This window comes from Thermosyntropha sp., from assembly GCF_017656155.1.
In the GTDB taxonomy this organism is placed as follows: Bacteria; Bacillota; Syntrophomonadia; order Syntrophomonadales; family Syntrophomonadaceae; genus Thermosyntropha.
Window position 1 is genome coordinate 1 of the sequence record NZ_JACDOH010000010.1, and the last position, 22578, is coordinate 22578.

The window sequence follows — 22578 nt, forward strand, 5'->3', positions numbered from 1 at the left end:
CGCCTATGTTAGTCTTTATGGCTTCAATTGGGTTGTATTCTGCTGCCGGTACCTGCTTTAAGGCTGCAGCATGGACTACATAATCTACTCCATCCATTGCCCGGTAAAGCCGGTCTTTGTCCCTGACATCACCTATGAAAAACCTCAGTTTAGGATGATGTTTAAACTCCTGTGCCATTTCAAACTGCTTCAGCTCATCCCGGCTGAATACTATGAGTTTTTTTATATCAGGATATTTATTTAAAACTATTTCGCAGAATTTTCTGCCAAATGAACCGGTCCCGCCGGTTATGAGAATTGTTTTATTGTTGAGCATTTAATCACCTTCTCCACTTTTATACCATAAAAAAACAGATATTCTCTCCAAAACTCTATTTTAATGTTTATTAGATTTTTTAATATTAAACCTCACTTATGGAAATTTTCCGACGCAAAATACAAGTAACCTTAATGTTTAACTCATTTCTGAAATATACAAAGTTACTAATCAAAAATCTTATCAAAAGCCCCTTTCAACAAAATTTAAAAATTTATAGACCTCATTCCTCTCAAAAAAACCTTCAATCAAATCACCTTTTATAGTTATGCTATCATACATTTTCCAAAACTTCGCATTAATTGTTTTTAATTCTTCTTCTCTTAAAGTATTTAGCCCATTTTGGATTAAATAAGTTATTTCATCATAAGAATTCACTTTATAACAATTAGGATGAAAATCATAAAAAACTTCCCCCATAACAATAACTGGCTTACCAATTAAAGCAGCTTCCAACCCTAAAGTGCTAGTTAAAGTTATAATTCCAACAGAATTATCAATTAATTCTTTATTATTTAAAAAAGGATCTAAAAAAATTACATTTGGGATTCTCTTTATTTCTTTATAAAAATATGAATCTCTTGTACCAACAGCAGATGGATGTTCCTTTACTGCTAAAATATAAGGAATTGGCAAAGAAAAAGCTATATATTTAATAGTAGATATCAAATCTGAAAAAAACATTGCTTGTCCTGAAGTAGAAGCCTCTGGTTGCAAATGTAAGGGAAATAAAAAATATTTTTTGTCTTTTAAAACACTAGGTGAATCCAAATATTTTTTGTAATTATTTTTTTTTAGTTTTCTAACTGTATTTTTTTTAACAGAATGCACAAAATTAATATTGACCCTAGTTTCATAATCTAAAACATATTTGTTTTTTGATATAATTCTTCCCAAAAATAAATAATCTCTGACTTTTTTTAATTTTGGCAGATAATAAAATAGCAAATTTGTATTGTGTATATTATTAACAGGGGCTTTTAAGTAACCTGGCTTAAATTCGTGGTTAATAAATTTATCATTAATTTTTAAATAATATTCTTTTTCTTGATCCGTTAACATCAAATTTTTCAAATTATATGAGCTTAACTTGGAATTTTTATATTTCTTGTCCATAATATCAATTCTATTAGGTATTCTAGACTGTATTAATCCAAAATACTTTATATTATTAGTATTAGCCAAATAATAAGCAATTTCTGTTAACAAATTTGCTGGCATTTCGTTAATTATTACATCGGGATCTTCATTCTGAATTATGTAGAATAAATCTGTAAAAGTCTTTTTTATGCTTTCAAGCGAATAATTCAAATCATTGAAAATTTTTAAATCTTTTTTTCGATCCCAACTTTCATAAAGCATTTTCCAAGTCAAATCGTGTAATAAACTATTATCATATGCATCACATCTAATTTTATTTCTTTCATAAACTTTAGCACATGATGAATAATATCTTAAATATTTTTTCTTAGCAAACTCAGAATTTATATATATTATAATATTATGTCCTAATAATTCTAATTCTTTTGATAAAAATCCCAAATATTCACTTATGTATGGTGCCCCATTTAATAAGAACAAAAAATTCAATTTTTTCACCTCTTTGGGAGTCTGTCAAGTTTTTTGCGTAACTCAACAGTAGTAACTTTTTGTAGAACTTTTTAGTCCATTCTTTTTTTGTCTACAGATAAAAAATCCCATTTTGAATATTTCTCAGACATCTGAACATGAGTATAACTTTACCGCGGTTTAATATTCCCACATTGTTCATCTATTCATATGTCTTAATGAATTCATTACCGGAATTTTTATAGCATTCTTTCCCGATCTATAGATTTTCTCTCGTTCGTTCTTTAAATGCTTGAGCATTGTTTTCCTACCGCTGCTCCAGTATGCTCTAATCTCAGTATAACCGTCAAGTATTTCTAAACAAAAAATACTAAATGATTTTAAGCGCCTGATTATTACCAAAAATGGTTTGGCGATGTTTAATTCTGAAGCTATCAGCATTTAAATAAATCACCTCCCTTTTATGTATTATGCGGTCATAGCAATTATAATAGCTGGATCCCCTAGCAGTTCCACCAGCCTTCTGTCCCTTTGTTAGACATGATGATAAGTGAGTTTTGACCGTAGAAGCGATTGATTAATCGAAAAAACATATTAGCTTCCGCATGTTCCATAGCCATAAACATTAAGTCATCAAGTATCACCAGGTCAGAAGCAAAAAGCTTTTTCATTCTTGCTCTTCTACTATTTCTGCTTATCTCCCAAATCTTAAAAAGGTTGATTAAGGTATCCATCTGAATAAAACTTACTTCATCTGCTGTTTTAACTCACTGTTTATTATCAACATCCCATACCCCCATTCAGGATTTACTGATAGACTTTGATGTCTCTTAATTCAGGCTTGGCTTTGATTTTGCTTAAATTTATCTTATCTAAAGGTATAACTAAAATTAGATGAGCCTAGTCATAAACTATTTCTTTAAGCATACTTCCAAAGTAAACAAAAGCTTATTCATGTCTTTTTATAATATCGAGAGTGATAAAAGGCATATCCAACCAGGCTACATATTTATAGCGGGAATATAATAAAAGAAGGTTATGTAGTAAAGCTTCACCTGCCCAAAATCTACCTATATCTGATAACCTGAGGGAAGATCTTCTACAACTCCATACCGTCTTTTGTTTGTTTTTTTTTGGTATATTATGCTCCTTTTTTATTTTGGATACATAATTCTTCACTGTACTTTCGCAAACATTTAAGTCAGGATATCTTTCTATTAACCAGTCTATTATCTGAGATGAGGAGAGATCCAGATATTCTTTGAGCTAGGATAAGATTTCTTTACAGAAATAGTCAAGTTTTTTCTCTCTCTTCCCCCATTGAGTTATAATTTTCTCTAATTTGTCTGGCTCAGAATTTCTGTATTTATAAACTGTATTTCTTGAAATATCCAGATGTCTATCTATCTGCGATAGGTTTAAGCCTAATTCAGTAAGTCTTTTTATTTTTAGATACATATGCCACCTTTCTGCTATTTCATTTCTTCTTCTCCCTTATGATTTGTTTTTCAGTTTAATCATAAGGGGAAGAAATATTGTGGTAAATATTGTTCATTTTTATTTAGCAGTTTTTGTTATTTTTATTTTAGCAGTTATATCTCACACAGGTTTTTCTAATTTATCAAAAAATATAAACAAATTTAATAAAAAGAGAGTTTTGCATAATTGATTTTTTTGAGCAAATCAATTCAATATATAGTGGCTTATTGATGATTAAATCACTATATATAATATTGTAACGGCGCTAATTATTGTAGAAATTGAATTATGCAAAATCCTCAAAATATTCATATATCTTTTTTTTCTATTTTATCAATCACATTGGAAACTCCTATACCCATAATCAGCCAAAACCACATTGCTACAGCCATATTATCACTAAATAAACTTATTTCGAAGTTCTGATATACAATAAAAGCGATGAAAAAGCATGCAGTTAATTTTACATAATGGTTAAATCGACCCATCCAAAAAAAATTCCAAAAAACAAAAAATAGAAGCAAAAGAATAAACAATCCTATTAATCCAATCCTTAATGCCGTAGCAAAAAATAAATTATGTTCTGAAATATTAATTCCTATTAACTCTGTCATGCTAATCCCTAACCCATAACCAAAAAAGGGACTTTCTATTATTTTATCCATTATCTGTTTCCACAATAATTCTCGACCTGTAAACAAAGGTTTACCAGTAAATTGAAATATATAATCATTGTATATACTAATCAAAAAATTTTGATTCCAAGAATATAAATATATGAAAAGGAAATTAAAGACAATTACCAAAAAAAAAACATAAATAATATAATTTTTTATTACAAATTAAAATATTCCATAATTTATATAATACTAAAAAAACTATTATTGCTAGTAAACTGGCACGCGATTGCGAAGATAAACAAAGCAAAATATCAAAAACCAACAAAAAAAAGAAAAGTGATTTTAACCATAAACCATTATTTCTTTTATAAACAGCAAATATAAAGAAAATTAAAATTAAACTTATTGATCCTAAACTATTATAGTTTAATGTAAATGACTTAAAAGGATAAGGGGTTCCACATATATACCAATAAACAAAATTAATAATAATAAATATCCCACTATAATATGCCAAAACTTTTATTTTCTGATCATCCCATCTTACTATCAATGCAAAGTTGAAGAAAGTAAAAACAAGTAAAAATTGTAAAAATCTTGATATTGCATATAAATTAATATCACCATTAACTAACCCTACAAAAAAAACAAATGTTATTCCTAAAAAAGCAGCTTCGATTAAAATTAATTTTTTCAAAATAGTCCTAGTAGTAATTAAAAACCAAAAAAATATAAAAGCACTCATAACTCCAAGTAATACTATACAACTTATGCCCAAATATTTTATATTCCTAATGTTAGATAATGTAAAAAAACACATAATCAAGAAAAATCCTAGAAACATAATATTAATATTTTTTACATTTATCCTCCAACTTTTATTACTACAAATAAAATCCTTTTTAATATTCACAATAACATCACCTAGGCAAATATTTTCTTGTCTATCCTTTAATTAATGGTGACCTTCATTTCACTCTTATATGTCTAATTTATTAAGTTATATAACTCAAAATATTGTTCAACATATTTATCCACCATATTCTTTATATCATAATTTTCACTTCTTCTTTGCATTTGTTTAGCTTTTTGAAAATACATTTCTTCATTATTTAGTAAATTAATTATCTTATTTGCCAGATCAAATTCATTACCTACTTCAAAAAGCAAATCTTGATCTCCAATAACATCTCTTAATCCTGGTACATTTGACCCAATTACCGGTTTTCCTGCTGCCATCCCTTCCAATGCTGCTAAACCGAACCCTTCCCAATTTGATGATAAAATAACAATATCTACAGTTTTAAGTATTCTTTCAACATCATTCCGAAAACCTAAAAAATGTATTCTTTTTTCAAGCCCCATTTTAGAGACCAACATTTTTTTTTCTTCTTGCAATGGTCCTTCACCCAATAATAATAAATGTACACTGTTTGGAAGTTTTTCCATGGCTTTTATTAGAGTTTGCTGATCCTTCTGTTCTGTAAAACTCCCCACCATACAAAGCAGCTTTGTCTTTTCAGAAAACTCCTGCTTTATTTCTCTCTTTTGATAGGGAATAGCATTAATAAATCTATCAAGGTTAATTCCATTTTCTATTACTTTATATTTTGTTCTTTCTTCTTGTGGGGGATTTATCCAATTTATAAGATTATCTTGAGTGCTATTTGAAATTGATATAATGCAATCGTATTGTGAATAAACATATCTATCAATTAACAAAAAATAAACCTTTCTGCGCCTCCTATTGCTTGTACTATGTTCTGTAGTTATAAATTTAATTTTCTTTGATTTTATAAGCATTTTAGATATCGCAACCCAATACTGCGTAGGAAATAAATGAGCATGAACTATATCATATTTATTTTTTTCTATTTTCTCTTTTATTTTAAATATATTCAAAGGATTATATATACTTCCCAAATTCAAAGCTTCAACTCTTACTCCTTTTGATTTCAAATTTTCTAAAAAAACACTATTATAAGATGTCAATAATAGAACTTCTGCTTCTATTTTGGGATAAGTATTAATTAAAGGCACGCTTTCTTCTATAAGTTTTTCAGCTCCACCCGAACCTAGATTATTGATAACATGAAGAATTTTCATTTTTAGAACTCACTTCCTGATTTTTTACTTAAAACAAACTCATCTAAATCTTGTTTTTGTCTAAGTTACTGTAAAAAGAATAAAAAATTAATCCCATAATAACATACATCAGCCGAGTTAAACTCAAAACAAAAAACTCTTTTCTTGATTATTCCTCAACAATCTGTTCCTTTTTTAAGTGCATCATAAGCATGTCATATAAACTCCCACCATCTCTTTTTTAATTATGTTTAAAGAATAGCTCTTAATTTTCTCAAGATTATTCGCTCTAAATTTCTCTTTTATTTCCTCTGACCAATAAATCTTTTCCACTGCTTCCGCTATACCTCTTACATCATCAACACCTACCACAAACCCATTTTCTCCATCCTCAACCAAATCTCTGCTCCCCCGGCAATCAGTAACTACAAGGGGAAGTCCGGTTGCCATGGCTTCCATGATATTAACCGGCAAGCCTTCGCGCTTAGAGGCGGATAACGCTGCATCAGCAATCGCCATAAGGTCGGGAACATCGTTTCTATAACCTAAAAAATGAACATGCTCTTCTACGCCCAGTTTTTTAGCCATTCTCTTGTATTTATTTTCTAATTTCCCCGTTCCTACCAGTAGAAGTTTTACTTCCGGTATTCTATATTTTAAAACTTTAACTGCTTTTATTAATAAGTCCTGATGTTTATTAGCATTTAATTCTCCAACACATATAAGAATAAAATCATTTTCTTTATAGCCATATTTCTGCCGTAAATTATTCTTCTCTCCTTCCTCTACCGGTTTAAAACGGGTAAGGTCTATTCCTACCCCATCGACTTTTTTTATTGTTCCTGCCTTAAAATTTCCTTTAATTGCCCTTTGATAATCCTCTTCATTTATGGTAATGAGACATTCGGTATACCTGGCAAGCCATTTTTCAAGCGGATAATACAGCAGCCAATTCCTCAAGGGCGCCCCTTTGAAAAAGTGAAAGCCATGTGCGGTATACAAAACTTTGGTTCCTTTTTTTCTGGCATTTCTTGCTGCAAGCCTGGTTAAAACCCCACCTACCGGAGTATGACAGTGAATCAATGTATAATCGTTCTCTTCAATAATTTTTTTAAGCTGTCTGTAGGCTTTTATATTGGGAAGTTTGAAAGGAGATCTTTCAAAAAGTATTTCATGTTTGACATCAGCAAAAGGGATTTCCCCCCCCCCTCTGCTGGCTACATGGACTTCAAACCCCTGCTCTTTAAACCACTTTATATAGGGAAGATGAAAATGCAGTATGTGACTGTCAACCGTAGCTGTAAACAATACTCTTTTATTCATATATTGACCCCATTTCTAATACTTCGAAACATCCTATTTCTCTTTCATAGCAGCAATTTCAGCATAACTACATATATCAAGGTCTTTTAGGATATCTTTCTTTAAGTTCTCCCCATTTTCATCTCCCTTAACACCTGCTGCGCTTTCTTTCATAAAGATGATTTTAAGGGTATTGAATATAATTTTTATATCAAGAAGCAAAGAATAATTTTTTATGTATAATAAATCAAACTTAGCTTTGTTTGCAGGATCGGTAGAATACCTTCCCAAAACCTGAGCTAAACCAGTTATCCCTGCCTTAACAAAAGTTCTATATTTAAATTCTTCAATCTCATCATTAAATTTTTCAACAAAACATGGTCGTTCCGGTCTCGGACCTACAACACTCATATCTCCTTTTAAAACATTTATAAATTGTGGTAATTCATCTAGCCGTGTAGCCCTGAGGAATCTACCTACTGGAGTTATGCGCGGATCGTTTTCTGTTGCTAATACGGGCCCAGTATATTTTTCTGCATCTACTATCATAGTTCTAAATTTATACAATTCAAACACCTTATTATTTTCAGTTACTCTTTCCTGTTTATAAAATACAGAACCACCATCATATAATTTAATAATCAGTGAAATAAGCAACATCAAAGGCAAAGTAACTACCAATGCAATTAGAGAAATAAGTATATCCATCAACCTTTTTACAATTTTCTGCTCAAAAGACAATCCCAGTTGTTCAAACTTTAAAAGCAGTATATCATTAACTTGAGTGATCTCTGCATTTGCCAGGGAAATTTCAAAAATACCCGGTATAACATATGTAACCTTATTATTCAATAAGCAATATTCGAGCAATTCCATTTTTTCTTCCTTTGGTATTTTACTATCAATATAAACTTCCTCTACATCATCAATTAATTTGTTTATATCGTTATTTGGCGAACTATAAATACATTTAATATAGTTATTTTTAATCTTTTTTCTTAAAAAATTTTCATTTATTAAGTTGGTTTTTTGGTCATCTGAAACAATTAATAATATATGTTTTTCTTTTTTGTTTTTTTCTACTATGTAAATTATCAACATTTTAAGAAATAATATCAAAGCAAATTGAATAATAAAACCTAATATAAAAACACTTCGCGGGAAAGCAAATCCTCTGGCGAAAAATACTATAGCTACTGTAAAAATATCTATTAAAAACAAAGCAATAATAACTGTCAAAGCATTTTCATATAGAGACTCCTTACTTATTGAAACAATGTCGTATATGTAAAATACAACCAGAGAAGATAATATGATATAAGATATACAATCATAAAATGGCTGTATGTTTTCTAATGCCGGATTCATATCAAACCGTACCAAAAAAGCTAAATAAAATCCTAAAATTACAAAAAAAACATAAGCCGTGAACTGAAATAAGTTTAAAAAACCTCCGTCGCGTTTGGGTTTTGAAGAAACCATCTTTTCCCCTTCCTCCTACCAACTGTAAATGAACAACAGACATTAAAAACTGTTTATTCTTCTCCAACTTTTTCTTCCTGCTTTAAGATTTAGTTTAATGGGGTAAAGTTAACGAGGTTGACATACTCTTGATAATAACTATCCCCTGAATCTTTAAGCCTTTTCGCTATCTTCTCCGCTTCTTTCACCTTCCCGGTTTTATACAAAGCCGCCGCATAATATGCCGCATTTTCTAAAATTGCGGGGTCGGTATTCTGGTTTAAAACCGGATAAAGCCGGACATAATCGATAAGGAATTCTGATCCTTTTCCGATGCTTCCCGTTCCGATATAGAGCCTGCGGGTTTCAAAGCCGTCCGGGATTTTGAGGCTCTGCCGGGCTGTTTTCCATTCCGCATCAGTTTCTGCCTCATGATTATAAAAAGCAAAGCTTACATTCTGAGAAGAACCGTCAGAACCGGTTATCCATCCCCATATGCCTATAGTCGCTCTGCTGTCAGCGTTCGGATTCAATTTATATTTTAACACTTTGTAGCGGACATCCAATATATATTCGGTTCCCGGATAAACCGGAACTTTGCCGGCCAGATTCAGGACAAGGGGCCAGCCGGTCAAATCTTTCTCAGCCCGAATTTTTAAGGCATATCCGTCTTCTGCTCCGGAATCTTTTATTGAAGTTAGCTTCCAGTTTTCATCTTCCTTAAAGGTATTTTTAAAATCAGGATCGGAAAACTCCGCAAGGAGCAGGTTTTCAAACGACGCTGCCAGAAGATTTTTGGCATCTTCATATTTTCCCGACATAAAATAAGCTTTGGCCACATAATTTAAGCTCCGGCTGTTCAAATTGAAAACAGGCCCGTCCCATCTGCGTCCGGGGTTAATACCTGCTTTTTTACTCAGATAGAGATTATAAACCTCTTCCATTTTCCGCGCTGTTTTCTTCACATCTGCTTGCGATTTGTTCTTTTCATAATAATTCATGGCTGCTGCCAGCACCTTAAGGTTAGATTCATAAACATTTATATCTAAAGGGTTGGAATGTAAAATTCCCTCGGCCTGTGCAAGCATAAGCTCCAGATTTCCGGTCATGGAAGCTGTATTAAGCAGTGATGATCTTACCTTTGGGTCATATTTTTTAAGTTTAGCTGCTTCGTCTATAGTTCGCTTAGTTTGTTCAAGGGCAAAGGAAGCCACATTTTCCTGCCCTTTCATTTCTCGCAATGTGTTGTAGCGCAAAGCATAAATATAGGCCAGGTCTGCCTTATATTCCCCGCTCAAATCGTTTAAGGCGGCAGCTTTTTCGTAATATTGCAAGGCCTTCCGGTAGTAATCGTTCCGTTCGGTCGGTTCTTTGGCTTCGCTCATCAGCTTGAGGTTTTCCGCTCCTCTTACCGCATAAACATGGGCTGCACGGTAACTAAGCCCGCAGGTTAAGAAAAGAAGCACAATAACCGCTGCAGCAGCAAGGTTTATAAAAAACCTAGGTTCTGTTTTAAGCTGCCATATGTCCTGCTTTTGGGCTTCTGCATTTATAAGGGCAAAAAGAGTCCAGAGCATAATGGCAACAGCCCCCAGGGAAAGGGTGAAATCTATAAAAGCATGCATGCCGATTGCCGTGGCAGTCGAAAATACTCCCCACATCATGACTGAATGCCTGTTTTTTTTGTATCCGGGCAATTTTAAAAGCCGGTAAACTGCAGTGATGAGCAAAAACCACATGGATAAAAAGCTTATCAGCCCCAAAGTGCCGGCTTCCACCCACACCTGCACAAAATGGTTGTGCGCTTCGGTAGTCCAGATAAGGTAATCCTGATACTGGTGGTAAAGCGCATTCCAGCCTCCGGCTCCCACCCCATTTACAGGATAATCTTTGACTATCTCAAGCCCCCAGCGCCAGAAGTCCGCGCGGCTGATGTAGCTGTTGTTTTCAAAATCGGTCAATTGTTTTATTTCCTGCACTATACGCTGATTTAAATAAGCTGTGCCAGATTCGGTTTGACCTAAAGCAAAAAATCCTCCCCCCATGCCGAAAAGCAATATTATAAGCAGGATGGCAGAAGCTGTTTTAGCCCCTTTCTTCTCTTTAAGGAAAGCTGTTCCTTCCAGGACAAAGTAGCCGGCAGCAGTTATGATTATCCCAGGGAAAAGATAACTCAGATTTGCACCTTCTGCGGTAATAGAACCGGCAAAGCCGTTATAGGCAAAGGCTGCTGCCGCAAAAACAAGGAGGAATATGTATATAAGCTTGAGTTTCTCGTATACCCCTGAAATCCCTATAAGGAGCATAAGGGCCCCTATAATGAATATAAGCCAGGCTCCTTTGGAGAGGGTGCCTAAAACGGCAAATATAAGGATAAATGCTGATAAAAGGTATATAACCTTTTGCAAACGGCCTTCAGCGGTTAAAAAAAGGGTAAGGCTTATTATGCTTACCGCTGCCAGGTAAGCAGCCGTGCTGTTGCTGTACTGTAAAGTGGAGTAGAGAATCCCATTTATAGCCGCACCCGGATAGTGAGAGTAACCGGCTACTGCCAGTATTCCTATCACCGCAACCCCTACACCGGCTGCCAGCATCACCTGAAGCACTGTCTCATATCTTTTGCAGTCTTTCACCAGTTGGCTCACAAGCCAGAAGATTACAAAATAATTAAGTGCTCTCAGAAAACCATAAAAAGCCTCTCCCGGATGAACTGCCCCGATAACGGCAATGAGATAAGCTCCGGCATAAGCCAGGACTGCCCAGTCCAGGGGAGTTTTCATAAAGGAATAATCCCTGCGCATTATTTTATCTATCCATACCAGAATAAAAACTGCCGCAGTGAAGACATGATAAAGGAACACGTCCTCTTTAAAGAAAAGCCCGCGGACAAAGGGAGGGTAAAATATCAAAATGCACAGGGCAACGAAGCATATCAAAGGAAGATATCGCTGATAGATGCTGGTTTTTTCTTCAGTTTTTTTTGTTTTTTTGGCAGAGGTTTTCTTTGCCATAAGGTTTCTCCTTCTCCCTGTTCTTTTTGGCTGCCGGAGGGATTTTATTTCCCGCAGAACGATTACGCGTTCTCACCATCTTCCCGCAGGTATTCAGCTAAAAATACGCCGAAAATTGACACCATAAGCCCCAATACTCCGGCAATTGCAAGATTGAGCATTTTTTTCGGCTTAACCGGCTCTTCCGGCACTACGGCCGGGGATAAGACAAGCACCCGTTCCTGGTCTTTTACAAATGCTTCCTTTATTTTTAATTCCATTTTCTTAGCTTCCAGAAGATCCACAGCATCTTTTTTGCGCTCCATTTCAGCCAGGAGCTTTTGCTCATCAAGTTCATAAGTTATTTCTTCTGCCCGGGTTCCTGAAGAGCTGTTGTTAATCTTATAATCTTTTAATTGCTTAACTGCCTGATCCAGTTCCTGCCTGGCAGCCTCAAGTTGTTTATCAAGCACATTAAAACTCTGCTTCATCCCCTCAGCCTCTTTTCCTTTCACATAAAGGCTTAATTCTTCCGCTATTGTATTGGCAATAAGGGCTGCCTGCTTCGGATCATTATCCTGCACCTTTATGACGACAAAACCGCTGTCTTTATCCTTTTCTGCAGTAATCTTTTCGGACAGCTGATGATATGTCCAATCAAGGTTAAGCCTGTCAATAACTTTATTTAAAATATAGCTGCTGCAGGCTATTTCAGGGTATTGTGAAACACTTATCTGGGGAATATATAGTTCAACTGCCCTGTCTTGAATTTTTCTTATGTCATCTTCAACATTCTCTTCTTCCCGCAGTATGTATTTTTCATTTTCATATACCGCCATCTGGCGATATCCAGGTGAAGTTAGAACCACTTTCGCCTCATAAACCGGCTTCATTATAAACCAGCTGATTATTCCACTTAAAAGCATGGCTCCTATGGTTACACCCACGATGGTTTTGCGCCATTTTTTTAGCACATTAAATATCTCTTTTAAATCTATCTCCTCGTAGTCATATTCATTATTCTGATAATTTTCGTTTCTATCCACCCTACACCATCCTTTTCCTCACTTTTACATCTGTTTTAGAGTAACACTATGTTTTTTAACTTGTCAATTAGATAAACTCGGAAATCCTACCTTTTTCGTCTAAGTTTAACAGCCTAAATTTTTTTCTACATTTTTACCGTAAATTCCTGCTTATCTGAAATAAATCAGGTTATCGGTTAAGTTTTTGGCAAGTTCGATTTTAAATACCTCTTTATCAGGGTGAAAGATTATCCGCATGAATTCAAGAAATATTTTTACTGCTCCTTCTATGTTTTCTTTGAAGTATCTGTCATGCGGGTTTTTTATGTAATCCACGGGACTCCTCCGTTAATTTAATATTTTGTAATATTATACCAGGTTTTTGCCAATTAAACTTTGCTCTCGAAAAGATAGAAAAAACCCAATTTCTTTGCTAAAATTTAAATATAAAAATTACATAAAACATCTTCGAGCTGTGGAATCTAAAGGCTTATGCCCATGATTTGCAGCCGATGGGTTAGATGAGAAATTGTCTAGCCTCCCGTGTTTGGAAAGAAGATGGTTAACAAGCTCAAGCGATAAGCTGGAGCTTAGATCTTTTTAGACACGGCAGACCGTGTCTTTTTTAATTTACAGGATAAAGGAGAGCCAGGCATTGCCCGTTTTGGTATTCCGGTAAATCAATATCAGGTTGGGGGTGGGAAAAAATTAAAAAGTAACTAAACTACACCAATAAATTCGTAAGGAGGTTTCTTTGACAATGTTTAAAAAAAATTGGTTTGTAGCTGTTCTTATGCTGGTCTTTTTAATATTCACCCTGGGCGGCTGTGGAGCAGACCAGAGTGATAAAAAACCTGCAGAAAATGAAAACTCCAAAGATCTTAAAGGTGAACTCATCATTTATCATGCCGGCAGTCTTACTATTCCCTTTGCAGAACTGGAAAGAAAATTTGAAGCCCTGCATCCCAATGTAGATATTAAAAGAACCGCGGGGGGAAGCCGCAAGATTGCCCGCCAGGTTGCCGAACTTGGAGACAAGGTGGATATTTTAGTATCGGCTGATTATACCGTCATCGACAATCTTTTGATACCGGATTATGCCAAATGGAATGCCTGGTTTGGTAAAAATTCCATGGTCATTATGTATACTGACAACAGCAAATATGCGGACGAAATTAACTCTGACAACTGGTATGAGGTGCTGCTCAGAAAAGGCGTAAATTACGGGCACAGCGAACCTAATATTGATCCATGCGGGTATAGAACCGTTCTGGTATGGCAGTTAGCGGAAAAATACTATAAACAGGATGGTTTGTTTGAACGCCTGAGCAACTCCTGTCCGGCAAACAATATCCGTCCCAAATCGGTTGAGCTTATCTCCCTGCTGGAAAGCGGAGCTTTAGACTATGCTTTTGAATATGAATCGGTTACCCGGCAACATGCTTTAAAAAATCCCAAATTTAAATGGATAGAGTTGCCGGAAGAAATAAATTTAAGTTCGGTAAATCACAGCGAATTTTATAAAAACGCTTCTATCGACCTTAATGGTGCGGAACCGGGACAAATCATAACTAAGGTTGGCGAACCTATTGTTTACAGTCTTACCATGCCGACTACAGGCGAAAACAAAGAACTGGCCGTTGAGTTCTTAAAGTTCTTCTTTAACAAAGAACAGGGACTTAAAATACTTCAAGACAACGGGCAGCCCGTTCTCGACAAAGTCACGGTTACCGGTGAAGAAAACCTGTCGGAAGAACTTAAACCTGTCCTTTTAAAATAGCTGCTCCTATTTTCAGGTAATATACGGCAGCAAGCCGGCCGCTTGTTGCCTCTTTTCCTTTTATATAAGAAATTTAACATGCCGGGGAGGATAAAAATGCTGAATAAAAAAACCGAGCTCCTGTTTGTAATATCACTATTTACCGGTGCAATTATCCTTCTATTCATCACGTACCCGATAATCAATACCTTTTCCCTGACTAAGCCGGCTCTTATCCTGGAAGCACTGCAGGACAGGGAAGTTTTACAGTCTATATATATAAGCATGGGAGCAGCCGCTATAACCACTTTTATTTCATTTTTGCTGGGAGTCCCCTTTGCCTATTTTCTGGCTCGAAAAGATTTTAAAGGAAAAAGCCTGATAGAAAGCATTATCGATGTCCCGATAGTAATCCCTCATACCGTGGCCGGCATATGCCTTTTAACCGTCTTAAGTCCGCGCTGCTGGTTTGGGCGTATGCTGACCAATTTGGGCATAGAAGTCTTGGGAACAATCGCAGCTATAGTCATTGCCATGACCTTTGTCAGCATGCCCTTTTTGATTAACACGGCCAAAGAATCGTTCAAATGGGTTTCACCGCGTTTGGAAAACGTATCCCGAACCCTGGGAGCAACCCATGCCCAGACCTTTTTCCTGATTACTTTTTCTCTATCCTGGAGAGATATTTTAGGAGGAATGATTCTTACCTGGGCCCGGGCTATAAGCGAGTTTGGGGCAGTAATTATTCTGGCTTACCACCCTATGATAGCCCCTACCCTGATCTATGAAAGGTTTACCTGTTATGGCATGATATATGCCGTTCCGGTAACAGCAATATTGATTATAATTTCATTGATTATCTTTATAATCTTAAGAATAATTGCTTCCGGCAGGAAGGAGGAAATTTTTTGATCGAAGTAAAGGACCTTTCCCTAAAAGCGGGCAATTTTAGGCTTAACAGCATTAATCTTACCATCAATACAGGTGAATTTTTCGTTCTATTAGGCCCTACCGGAAGTGGTAAAACCGTCCTTTTAGAGGCTATTGCCGGTCTAAAACCTTTAAACAAGGGAAAAATAATTATAAGCGGCAAGGATGTAACCGACAAGAAACCGGAAAAACGCAAAATAGCAATATGTTACCAGGACTATGCGCTTTTTCCCCATATGAAGGTAAAAGATAATATCACCTATGGACTAAGGTTTCAGCAAGATGGGAATAAGCTGAAATATCAGGAAAACTTTGAACTCTTAGTAAACCTGTTAAAAATTGAACATATCCTTGACAGATATCCGCTGTTTTTAAGCGGGGGAGAAAAACAGCGGGTGGCTTTGGCCAGGGCTTTAATTACCGACCCGGATGTTCTCCTGCTGGATGAGCCCCTTTCGGCGCTTGATGCAGGTATAAAGGAAACTATAGAATATAAGATGAAAAAACTGCATCAGACTTTAAAAACCACCACCATTATGGTTACCCATAATTTTCGGGAAGCCTATTATTTAGCTGACAGGGTGGGAATAATAAAAGGAGGAAACATCCTGCAAACCGGCTCGGTTGAAGAGATTTTCTGCCATCCCAAGTCGCTTTTTGTAGCTGATTTCGTAGGCATGAAAAACTTGTTTAAAATCGAAGACATAAAAAATACCTTTCCTCTGGAGCTTGAAAGCAAGGCTGGCTATCTTGGAATCAGACCGGAGAACATCTTTATCAGCGATAAACCTGTAAAAGATGCCTACTGTTTTAAAGGCAGGATAATAAACTTCATAAATAACGGGGTCTATATGCAGATTGATATAGAAAGCCAAGGGTATATTTTTACTTCTTATCTTACTCACAATCATTATTCTCAGCTGAACCTGACAGAAGGAAAAGAAGTATTTTTTGGGTTTTATCCCAAATACATGTGCCTCATTTAACGAAACCTGCAGACGGTTGGACACTCCCTTATTCCTGTTCGCAGCTTCTTTTAAAATAAGGGAGGTTCAACCAAATAATCTCCTTCTTCGGCACACCGAACAGAGATGTTCTTAGTTTTTTAAGCGCAAAGCTCTTTTAACAAAATAATTTTTTAGTATCCTAAAAGTATAAATCCCACAACTATACCTAATGCAAATGGACATATTTCCTCACAGCACCATTTTTTAGTTTTTCTATGACTTTAAGTTGATAAATCTTACCTCTTAACCAACAAAAATAAACAACCGCTAAAATAAGAAGCAACCCCCCTGCCGTTATTAAACTTTTTCCCCATATCTCTAACAACTAAGATCTCTCCTTTTAACAACAGATTTAAATTCTAATTTCAATTTGCCAAAACCTTCTACATTTCCCCTGATTCACTTCTCCCCTTTTCCCGCCAGCATTTTAAACACAATATCAAAAAGATTAACCTTCACCCCGTCAAAAAGCTGACCGGCAAAGTATACCTGCTCCGGCTTTACGGCTGACAACTTTTCCTCAGGAACGGCAAACGGATTTTGGTTGAGCACCACAAAATCAGCCTTATATCCTGTTTTAAGGGCTCCTAATCTATTCTCATCAAAGCTTAAACAGGCAGCCCAAGATGTGTACATCTTTAAAGCCTCCCGCAAGGTAAGCCGCTGACCTGCATTAGGATGGTTTACGGCTGCACTTATCCCTTCCCATGGATGAGGCATGGTGCAGGGAGCATCTGACCCTCCGGCTATCACAACTCCGCTCTGCAGCATATCCCGCAGAGGAATAAGCCTTTGTGCTCTATCCCCTAATATTTCCTCCAGATAAGATGCCGGCTCCTGTTCCCAGTATAGAAATGAAGGCTGAACCGCAAAGCATAATCCGAGTTTTCCTGCTTTTTCTAAAAGGTGGGACGGCACCAGGTCAGCATGGATTATTATATGCCGGTGATCATCGCGCGGAAAATCTTTAAAGGCAGTTTCAAAACCGGTAACTGCCTGCTCAAAAGCCGCATCTCCTATGGCATGAACTGCAATCTGCAAGTTCTCCCTGTTAGCCTGGCACATAAAATCGTTTACCTCTTTTTGGGAATAGAAAAGCTTGCCTTTATTTTCCGGATTATTAGAATAAGGTTCAAGAAGGGCGGCATCTTCTGAACCAAAACAGCCGTCTAAAGCAGTGACAAAACAACCTCCCAGGCGATTAAGCTTTCTCTTTTTAACTTTGGCAACATCCATGGTTTGAAAGAAAAGTCGAAAATGTTGGGGAAAAGCCCGGGTTATGCGTCTTACCGCATCAAAATCGGCATCATTTTTAAAGCCGTTGCCTTCGGCAGCATGAATGAGGTTTATCCCCTGGCGTGCCATATAATTGGATGCTTTGATGAGGCTGTTTAGAAGGCTCAAAGGTTTCACAAAAGAAGAGACAAAATTAACTCCCTGATAATAGGAATCGAGATAAAGCCAGCCGCTCTTTTCGTCAAATCCGGGACTTTCTCGGACTTCAGGCTGGAAGAGTTTAATGAGAGCAGTATTGGCAAGAGCTGCATGTCCGTCATATTTTACAATAAGCATAGGAGTATCTGTCATCATATCCAAATCGTGCCGGGTAAGATCCCTTTTTTCCTCTATGGTATGCTTAGAAATGCCAAATCCGAAAAGAAATTGTTCTTTGGGATGGTCTTTAATATAGGCAGCTGTTATTTTTTCTATATCGGCAAGGTTTCGAGCCCGGGTAAAGTTTAAGCCGAAATGGAAAAGGGCAAAACTTCCAAAGTGGATATGGGTATCGGCATAGGCAGGGGTAACCGCTTTCCCCTGTAGATCAATCTTATCCGGCACCCTACGGTAAATCTCCGGCAGTTCATTGCCTAGAAACACGATTTTTCCCTTATCTTCCACCATATAACTGTAAACCGAATCCTTCTCATCACATGAAATAAAAACCCCGTTGTAAAATACCTGCATAATCCCCCTCCCAGTCAAAACATTAAAAATTCAGGTACACTCCCTCTTAATTCTATTTCATCTCAATAATTTTAATGAATAAATTTCTTCTTCTGGGCCCGTCAAATTCGCAAAAGTAAAGGCTCTGCCATGTTCCTAATACAGGCTTTCCTTCACTTATAATTATGTTTTTTTCTACCCCTACCAGGGAAGATTTAATGTGGGCATGGGAATTTCCTTCAAAATGACGGTAGCTGGCGTTTACCGGGAACACTCGGTTTAAAGCTTCAATTATATCTCTTACCACATCAGGATCGCCGTTTTCATTTATCGTAAGTCCGGCGGTGGTATGAGGACAGTAAACTACCGCAATTCCTTCCCTTATTTCCGACTGTTCTATCGCCTGTCTTAAAAGATGGGTAATATCTATCATCTGCTGGGCTTTCTCAGTTTTAATGTCGAATTTGAATAAATTTTTGCTCATTCAAAATTCCTCCTTAAACGTTTCCCTGTCCCAGACATTTTGAAGTAATCTATAAAAAATTTTTTCTCTAAAGATATTTATCAGTTTTAATATACCATATTTTTCACCGCAAATATGGCAGCAAAGTTTTCAAAAGCTTTAAAATAAGCTCCTTTTCTCTAATAGAACAGCTGCCCAGCAGTTCAACAATTTCCCGGTCTATTCCACAGGTAAAATAATCCCCTGCTTTTTCCTCCGCCTTTGTAAAAAAATAAAAGTCGGTTTCATTTTCAGTTTTTTTCCCCCATAAAACATAATCAGCCGATAAATGCAGACATTCAACCAGCTTTGCTAAAAGGGGAAGGCTCATCTGCCTTTCGCCTCTTTCAATCTGTCCCATATAATAATCTGATATTTCCACTATTTCCGCCAACTCATGTCTCGTCAGATTAAGTCTTTCTCTGGCCTCTCTTATCCGCTGTCCTATCTCTTTGTTGTTCAATTTCATGCTGCTCCACTCCTTACTGTATCTAGGGTATTAAAACACCGGCCAGACGAAAACTTGCCTTTTGCTAATATTTTTTGTTTGCCATAAGCATATGTTTAGTATAAAATAATGGTTGCAAATGAAGAATTTAGCCAAATAAGTTGCTTTTAAGGGGGAAAATAATCGTGAAGGTAGAAGAAAAAATCGAAGTGCTGCGTCGGATGCTCAACGAAGCGGATAAAGCAAAGGCACACCCGGATATCCTGCTCGAGTTGAGTCAGCTTTTAGACAAATATATTGTGGAATACTACAAAAAAGAGGAAGAAAAATAAAGTCTAACTGTTTTTCAAATATATCCTTCAATCTCATAAAAATGCATAAATAAAAAAGGAGTAGGGAAACTCTACTCCTTTTTTATTATTTGATTAAATTCAATTTCACACAGAAGCCTTCTGCACCAGATAAAGAAATCAGGGCTTAAATTTATCTTTCTCCTGATTCGTCTGCTTCTGTTTTAAAATTATTACGAATCGAAATAGATTTTAATTCGAGAACCGTCCCCAAATTAAAAGGTGTTTCGGTTCGTAATAAATTTTAGCGGCGGGAGTGCATGTAACGCTCGATTCCGTCAGCTATAGCTTTTGCAGCCCGCATTTTGAAGCTGTCTGATTTAAGGAGCATTTCTTCTTCCGCATTGCTCAAAAAGGCTACCTCACAGAGTATTGAAGGCATTTTGGTATTGCGCAGAACCGAAAAATTAGCTTGTTTTACTCCCCGGTTGGTGCGCATAAGTTTTCTAACCAGCTCTTCCTGCACATATGTTGCCAGGTCTTCTCTGTCATCTTTCTGGATGAACAAATCCGGTCTGTCGGCCGGGGCGTAGAAATAAGTTTCGGTTCCGGCTGCTTCCGGGTTGGTGCTCGAGTTGTTGTGAATACTTACAAACACGGCAGCATTAAGTTTATTGGCTATCGCTGCCCGTTCCTCCAAACCTACGAAGCTGTCATCAATCCGGGTATATTCGACATCAAACCCCTTCTGCCTCAAAAGGCGCCCAACCTCTAAAGCGATTTCCAGATTAGGTATTTTTTCCTTATAACCGCTATTGCTTATAGCCCCGGTTTCTCTTCCGCCATGTCCCGGATCAATTACGATTAGGTTTTCATTACGTACCGGCACACTTTCTTTGCTCTGGATCATAATATTTAATATATTACCATCCCCGCTTCTACCGGTGCTGGAAGCTCCTATCCCTGTCGTATATATTACGGCTAATACCCCTGTTTCGTCTTCCTCCAGGGTTACCCTTTCTATAACGCGTCCGCTAAACCTGTAATTCTCCGACGCTTTTCCTAATTTCACATTCTTAAGCTGGAGTTCTATTTTATCTCCATTTATCCGGCGTCCATATTCAGCTACAGTAAGGGTAGTTATCACCACCCTTTCCCCTAAGCTGCCAAAAGATTTTTTACTTACATCCATTATAAAGTTTGGTATATATATCACATGAGTTTTACCTTCATCTTCAACCAAAGTCTGATATTCTATTCCATAGGGAACTTCTGCTCTTATTACTACCCCGTTTTCTTCATTTATCCCCTTAACCTTGAACAAATCGGTTCCAACCGGCTCTTTTATGTAGTTCAAACCTTTAAGCTTAAAGCCCTCAAATTCATAGGTTATGCTGCTGCCAGTTTTGTTTATTTCAGGATCAGCCTTGCTTCCGCACTCTATTTTTACTGTTATGCCCTTCTCATCTCGCAGGCGAGAAAGCCTTATTTCATCAGCTTTGATAGGTTCCGGTTCTGGTTCAGGCATCGGTTTTTCTTCAGGCTGGTTTATTTCATCAGTATTTTCAGGGCTATCCTCATCCGGCAGGGGAGCCGGGCTTATGCTGCTGTTATCACCACTGTTGCTGTCGTTCCAAATGGGTTCTACTACCCAGCCTGCTACCCACGCAATTCTTCCTCCCCGGCTTACCTGATACCAGCCGTTAGTTTCAGCTAAAACCGCTATTTTTTCACCTGCCGGCACCTGTTCAGCTATATCGAAACTGATGCCTGCTCCGGTGCGCAGGTTGGTAAGTGAAGTAGTCTGAACAAAGGAAGGAATCTGCCCGCTGTTATTGTCTCCTGCCGGCACAGAAGTTATTTTTACCGTCCTGGTTTGACCATCCCATTCCACCTTGCCTCCGAAAGCTTCGCCGACAAAGCGAAGCGGCGCAAGGGTTCTGTTATTCACAATTTTGGCAGGGACATCCAAATTCCATGTCTGTCCATTGACGGTAGGCTTTGTCGAACCTATCTTAAGAACCACCGTAATATTCCCCCGCACGGCTGTAACCGTTCTGTCGACTGCGTTCCAGTCAACTGTGGCTCCCATAGCCTCAAATATAGCCCTTAAAGGCACCAGGGTGCGGCCGTTTTCGATTACCGGCGGAACTTCAAAACTCAACAGACTGCCATCCAGATAAACCTTAACCGCGCCTTCATTGCCACGGGAGGGAAAGTTGGAGGGGGTTTCAGGATTTACCTGGTTAGAAGGAGGAGGGAAAAATCCCCCGCTTCCCTCAATTTTCTCGCCCAGAAAAGCTGCCACATAAGCAGTTGTCCCTGATGAGGTTTTTATTTTGACCCAGCCGTCTTTTTCTTCTATTACGGCAAAAACATCTCCTTTTTTAGCCTGCCCAGCCAGAGCAAAATTAGTTCCCGGCCCGGTGCGCAGATTGGCAACTTCAGTCTTGATTTTGAACATCGCTGTTTGTGCGGTTAAATCCTCAAGAAGGTCGTTTCTTATCCACCCGCTCAGGTTTTTAAACTGGATTTCCGTCCAGCCGTTCAAGGTCTGACCGGTTTCTACTTCTGTTCCCCGGTAAAGGTTGCCGATAATATCATAGTTAGTACCTGGTCCGGAACGGATATTTACAACCCCTTCTGCTACCTTAGCCTTGCCGGCCAGGGCAGGAAGGGGAAAGGCTATGGTTAAGGAAGTTATGATGAATAAAAACAAGGTTAATGCCAGATATATTTTTTTCGGGCTGCGAATAAGGCTAAAATTCAAATTATATCTCCCCTTTATTATAATCACAATTTTTCTCGTCATTGCTTCAGTTTGACTTTTTCGACATTTAATGGGATATAT

The 22578-nt window shown here is 37.0% G+C and carries 21 protein-coding genes and 1 riboswitch; of the genes, 4 read left to right on the plus strand and 17 right to left on the minus strand.

The window, feature by feature from the left end; translation table 11 throughout:
- The 13 genes from H0Z36_RS09115 to H0Z36_RS09175 all read right to left on the minus strand — a co-directional run.
- Positions 1 to 316, minus strand: a 316-nt coding sequence (locus H0Z36_RS09115) for a polysaccharide biosynthesis protein (RefSeq protein WP_296865683.1), incomplete at its 3' end; no start/stop codon positions are given.
- Positions 317 to 499: 183 nt separating this feature from the next.
- Positions 500 to 1906: a hypothetical protein gene (locus H0Z36_RS09120; RefSeq protein ID WP_296865684.1), complete on the minus strand. Its 1407-nt coding sequence runs from the start codon at positions 1904 to 1906 to the stop codon at positions 500 to 502.
- A 177-nt stretch (positions 1907 to 2083) separates the two neighbouring features.
- Positions 2084 to 2326 carry a hypothetical protein gene (locus tag H0Z36_RS09125; RefSeq protein WP_296865685.1) on the minus strand — a complete coding sequence of 81 codons (243 nt, stop codon included), beginning with the start codon at positions 2324 to 2326 and terminating at the stop codon, positions 2084 to 2086.
- 62 nt (positions 2327 to 2388) lie between these two features.
- The gene (locus H0Z36_RS09130; RefSeq protein WP_296865686.1) at positions 2389 to 2619 is read right to left on the minus strand and encodes an ATP-binding protein; all 231 of its coding nucleotides are present in this window, start codon (positions 2617 to 2619) and stop codon (positions 2389 to 2391) included.
- A gap of 532 nt (positions 2620 to 3151) precedes the next feature.
- Positions 3152 to 3343, minus strand: coding sequence for a hypothetical protein (locus H0Z36_RS09135; protein ID WP_296865687.1), 192 nt, complete (start codon positions 3341 to 3343; stop codon positions 3152 to 3154).
- A 329-nt stretch (positions 3344 to 3672) separates the two neighbouring features.
- The gene (locus H0Z36_RS09140; protein ID WP_296865688.1) at positions 3673 to 4029 is read right to left on the minus strand and encodes a hypothetical protein; all 357 of its coding nucleotides are present in this window, start codon (positions 4027 to 4029) and stop codon (positions 3673 to 3675) included.
- A gap of 124 nt (positions 4030 to 4153) precedes the next feature.
- Positions 4154 to 4897, minus strand: a complete 744-nt coding sequence (locus H0Z36_RS09145; RefSeq protein WP_296865689.1) for a hypothetical protein — start codon at positions 4895 to 4897, stop codon at positions 4154 to 4156.
- A 74-nt stretch (positions 4898 to 4971) separates the two neighbouring features.
- Positions 4972 to 6090, minus strand: a complete 1119-nt coding sequence (locus H0Z36_RS09150; protein ID WP_296865690.1) for a glycosyltransferase — start codon at positions 6088 to 6090, stop codon at positions 4972 to 4974.
- A gap of 183 nt (positions 6091 to 6273) precedes the next feature.
- Positions 6274 to 7392, minus strand: a complete 1119-nt coding sequence (locus H0Z36_RS09155) for a glycosyltransferase family 4 protein (protein ID WP_296865691.1) — start codon at positions 7390 to 7392, stop codon at positions 6274 to 6276.
- Positions 7393 to 7425: 33 nt separating this feature from the next.
- Complete coding sequence (locus H0Z36_RS09160) at positions 7426 to 8853, minus strand: sugar transferase (protein WP_296865692.1); 1428 nt, start codon at positions 8851 to 8853, stop codon at positions 7426 to 7428.
- Between the two features lie 89 nt (positions 8854 to 8942).
- The gene (locus H0Z36_RS09165) at positions 8943 to 11843 is read right to left on the minus strand and encodes an O-antigen ligase family protein (RefSeq protein WP_296865693.1); all 2901 of its coding nucleotides are present in this window, start codon (positions 11841 to 11843) and stop codon (positions 8943 to 8945) included.
- 62 nt (positions 11844 to 11905) lie between these two features.
- Complete coding sequence (locus tag H0Z36_RS09170) at positions 11906 to 12868, minus strand: Wzz/FepE/Etk N-terminal domain-containing protein (RefSeq protein ID WP_296865694.1); 963 nt, start codon at positions 12866 to 12868, stop codon at positions 11906 to 11908.
- Positions 12869 to 13018: 150 nt separating this feature from the next.
- On the minus strand, positions 13019 to 13183 hold the full coding sequence (locus tag H0Z36_RS09175) for a hypothetical protein (protein WP_296865695.1): 165 nt from the start codon (positions 13181 to 13183) through the stop codon (positions 13019 to 13021).
- 118 nt (positions 13184 to 13301) lie between these two features.
- Positions 13302 to 13421: riboswitch (molybdenum cofactor riboswitch) on the plus strand.
- 186 nt (positions 13422 to 13607) lie between these two features.
- On the opposite strand from H0Z36_RS09175, the gene wtpA reads away from it, so the two are divergent.
- The 3 genes from wtpA (at position 13608) to H0Z36_RS09190 (ending at position 16522) form a co-directional block, all read left to right on the plus strand.
- Entirely contained in the window at positions 13608 to 14627 is a 1020-nt protein-coding gene (wtpA, locus tag H0Z36_RS09180) for a tungstate ABC transporter substrate-binding protein WtpA (protein WP_296865696.1), read from the plus strand.
- Positions 14628 to 14723: 96 nt separating this feature from the next.
- Positions 14724 to 15518, plus strand: coding sequence for an ABC transporter permease (locus H0Z36_RS09185; protein ID WP_296865697.1), 795 nt, complete (start codon positions 14724 to 14726; stop codon positions 15516 to 15518).
- A complete protein-coding gene (locus tag H0Z36_RS09190; RefSeq protein WP_296865698.1) occupies positions 15515 to 16522 on the plus strand; it encodes an ABC transporter ATP-binding protein in 1008 nt (335 codons plus the stop codon). The genes H0Z36_RS09185 and H0Z36_RS09190 overlap by 4 nt, the downstream gene beginning before the upstream one ends.
- A gap of 420 nt (positions 16523 to 16942) precedes the next feature.
- Here the strand turns inward: H0Z36_RS09190 and H0Z36_RS09195 are convergent, their stop codons facing one another.
- The 3 genes from H0Z36_RS09195 to H0Z36_RS09205 all read right to left on the minus strand — a co-directional run bounded on the left by H0Z36_RS09195 (position 16943) and on the right by H0Z36_RS09205 (position 19458).
- Positions 16943 to 18508, minus strand: coding sequence for an amidohydrolase (locus H0Z36_RS09195; RefSeq protein WP_296865700.1), 1566 nt, complete (start codon positions 18506 to 18508; stop codon positions 16943 to 16945).
- Positions 18509 to 18560: 52 nt separating this feature from the next.
- Positions 18561 to 18971: a secondary thiamine-phosphate synthase enzyme YjbQ gene (locus H0Z36_RS09200; RefSeq protein ID WP_296865702.1), complete on the minus strand. Its 411-nt coding sequence runs from the start codon at positions 18969 to 18971 to the stop codon at positions 18561 to 18563.
- A gap of 103 nt (positions 18972 to 19074) precedes the next feature.
- Positions 19075 to 19458 carry a helix-turn-helix transcriptional regulator gene (locus H0Z36_RS09205; RefSeq protein WP_296865703.1) on the minus strand — a complete coding sequence of 128 codons (384 nt, stop codon included), beginning with the start codon at positions 19456 to 19458 and terminating at the stop codon, positions 19075 to 19077.
- A gap of 164 nt (positions 19459 to 19622) precedes the next feature.
- Here H0Z36_RS09205 and H0Z36_RS09210 point away from each other — a divergent pair, with 164 nt between their 5' ends.
- The gene (locus H0Z36_RS09210; RefSeq protein ID WP_296865705.1) at positions 19623 to 19769 is read left to right on the plus strand and encodes an aspartyl-phosphate phosphatase Spo0E family protein; all 147 of its coding nucleotides are present in this window, start codon (positions 19623 to 19625) and stop codon (positions 19767 to 19769) included.
- 262 nt (positions 19770 to 20031) lie between these two features.
- On the opposite strand, the gene H0Z36_RS09215 is transcribed toward H0Z36_RS09210, so the two are convergent.
- Complete coding sequence (locus tag H0Z36_RS09215; protein WP_296865706.1) at positions 20032 to 22524, minus strand: N-acetylmuramoyl-L-alanine amidase; 2493 nt, start codon at positions 22522 to 22524, stop codon at positions 20032 to 20034.
- Positions 22525 to 22578: the final 54 nt, after the last annotated feature.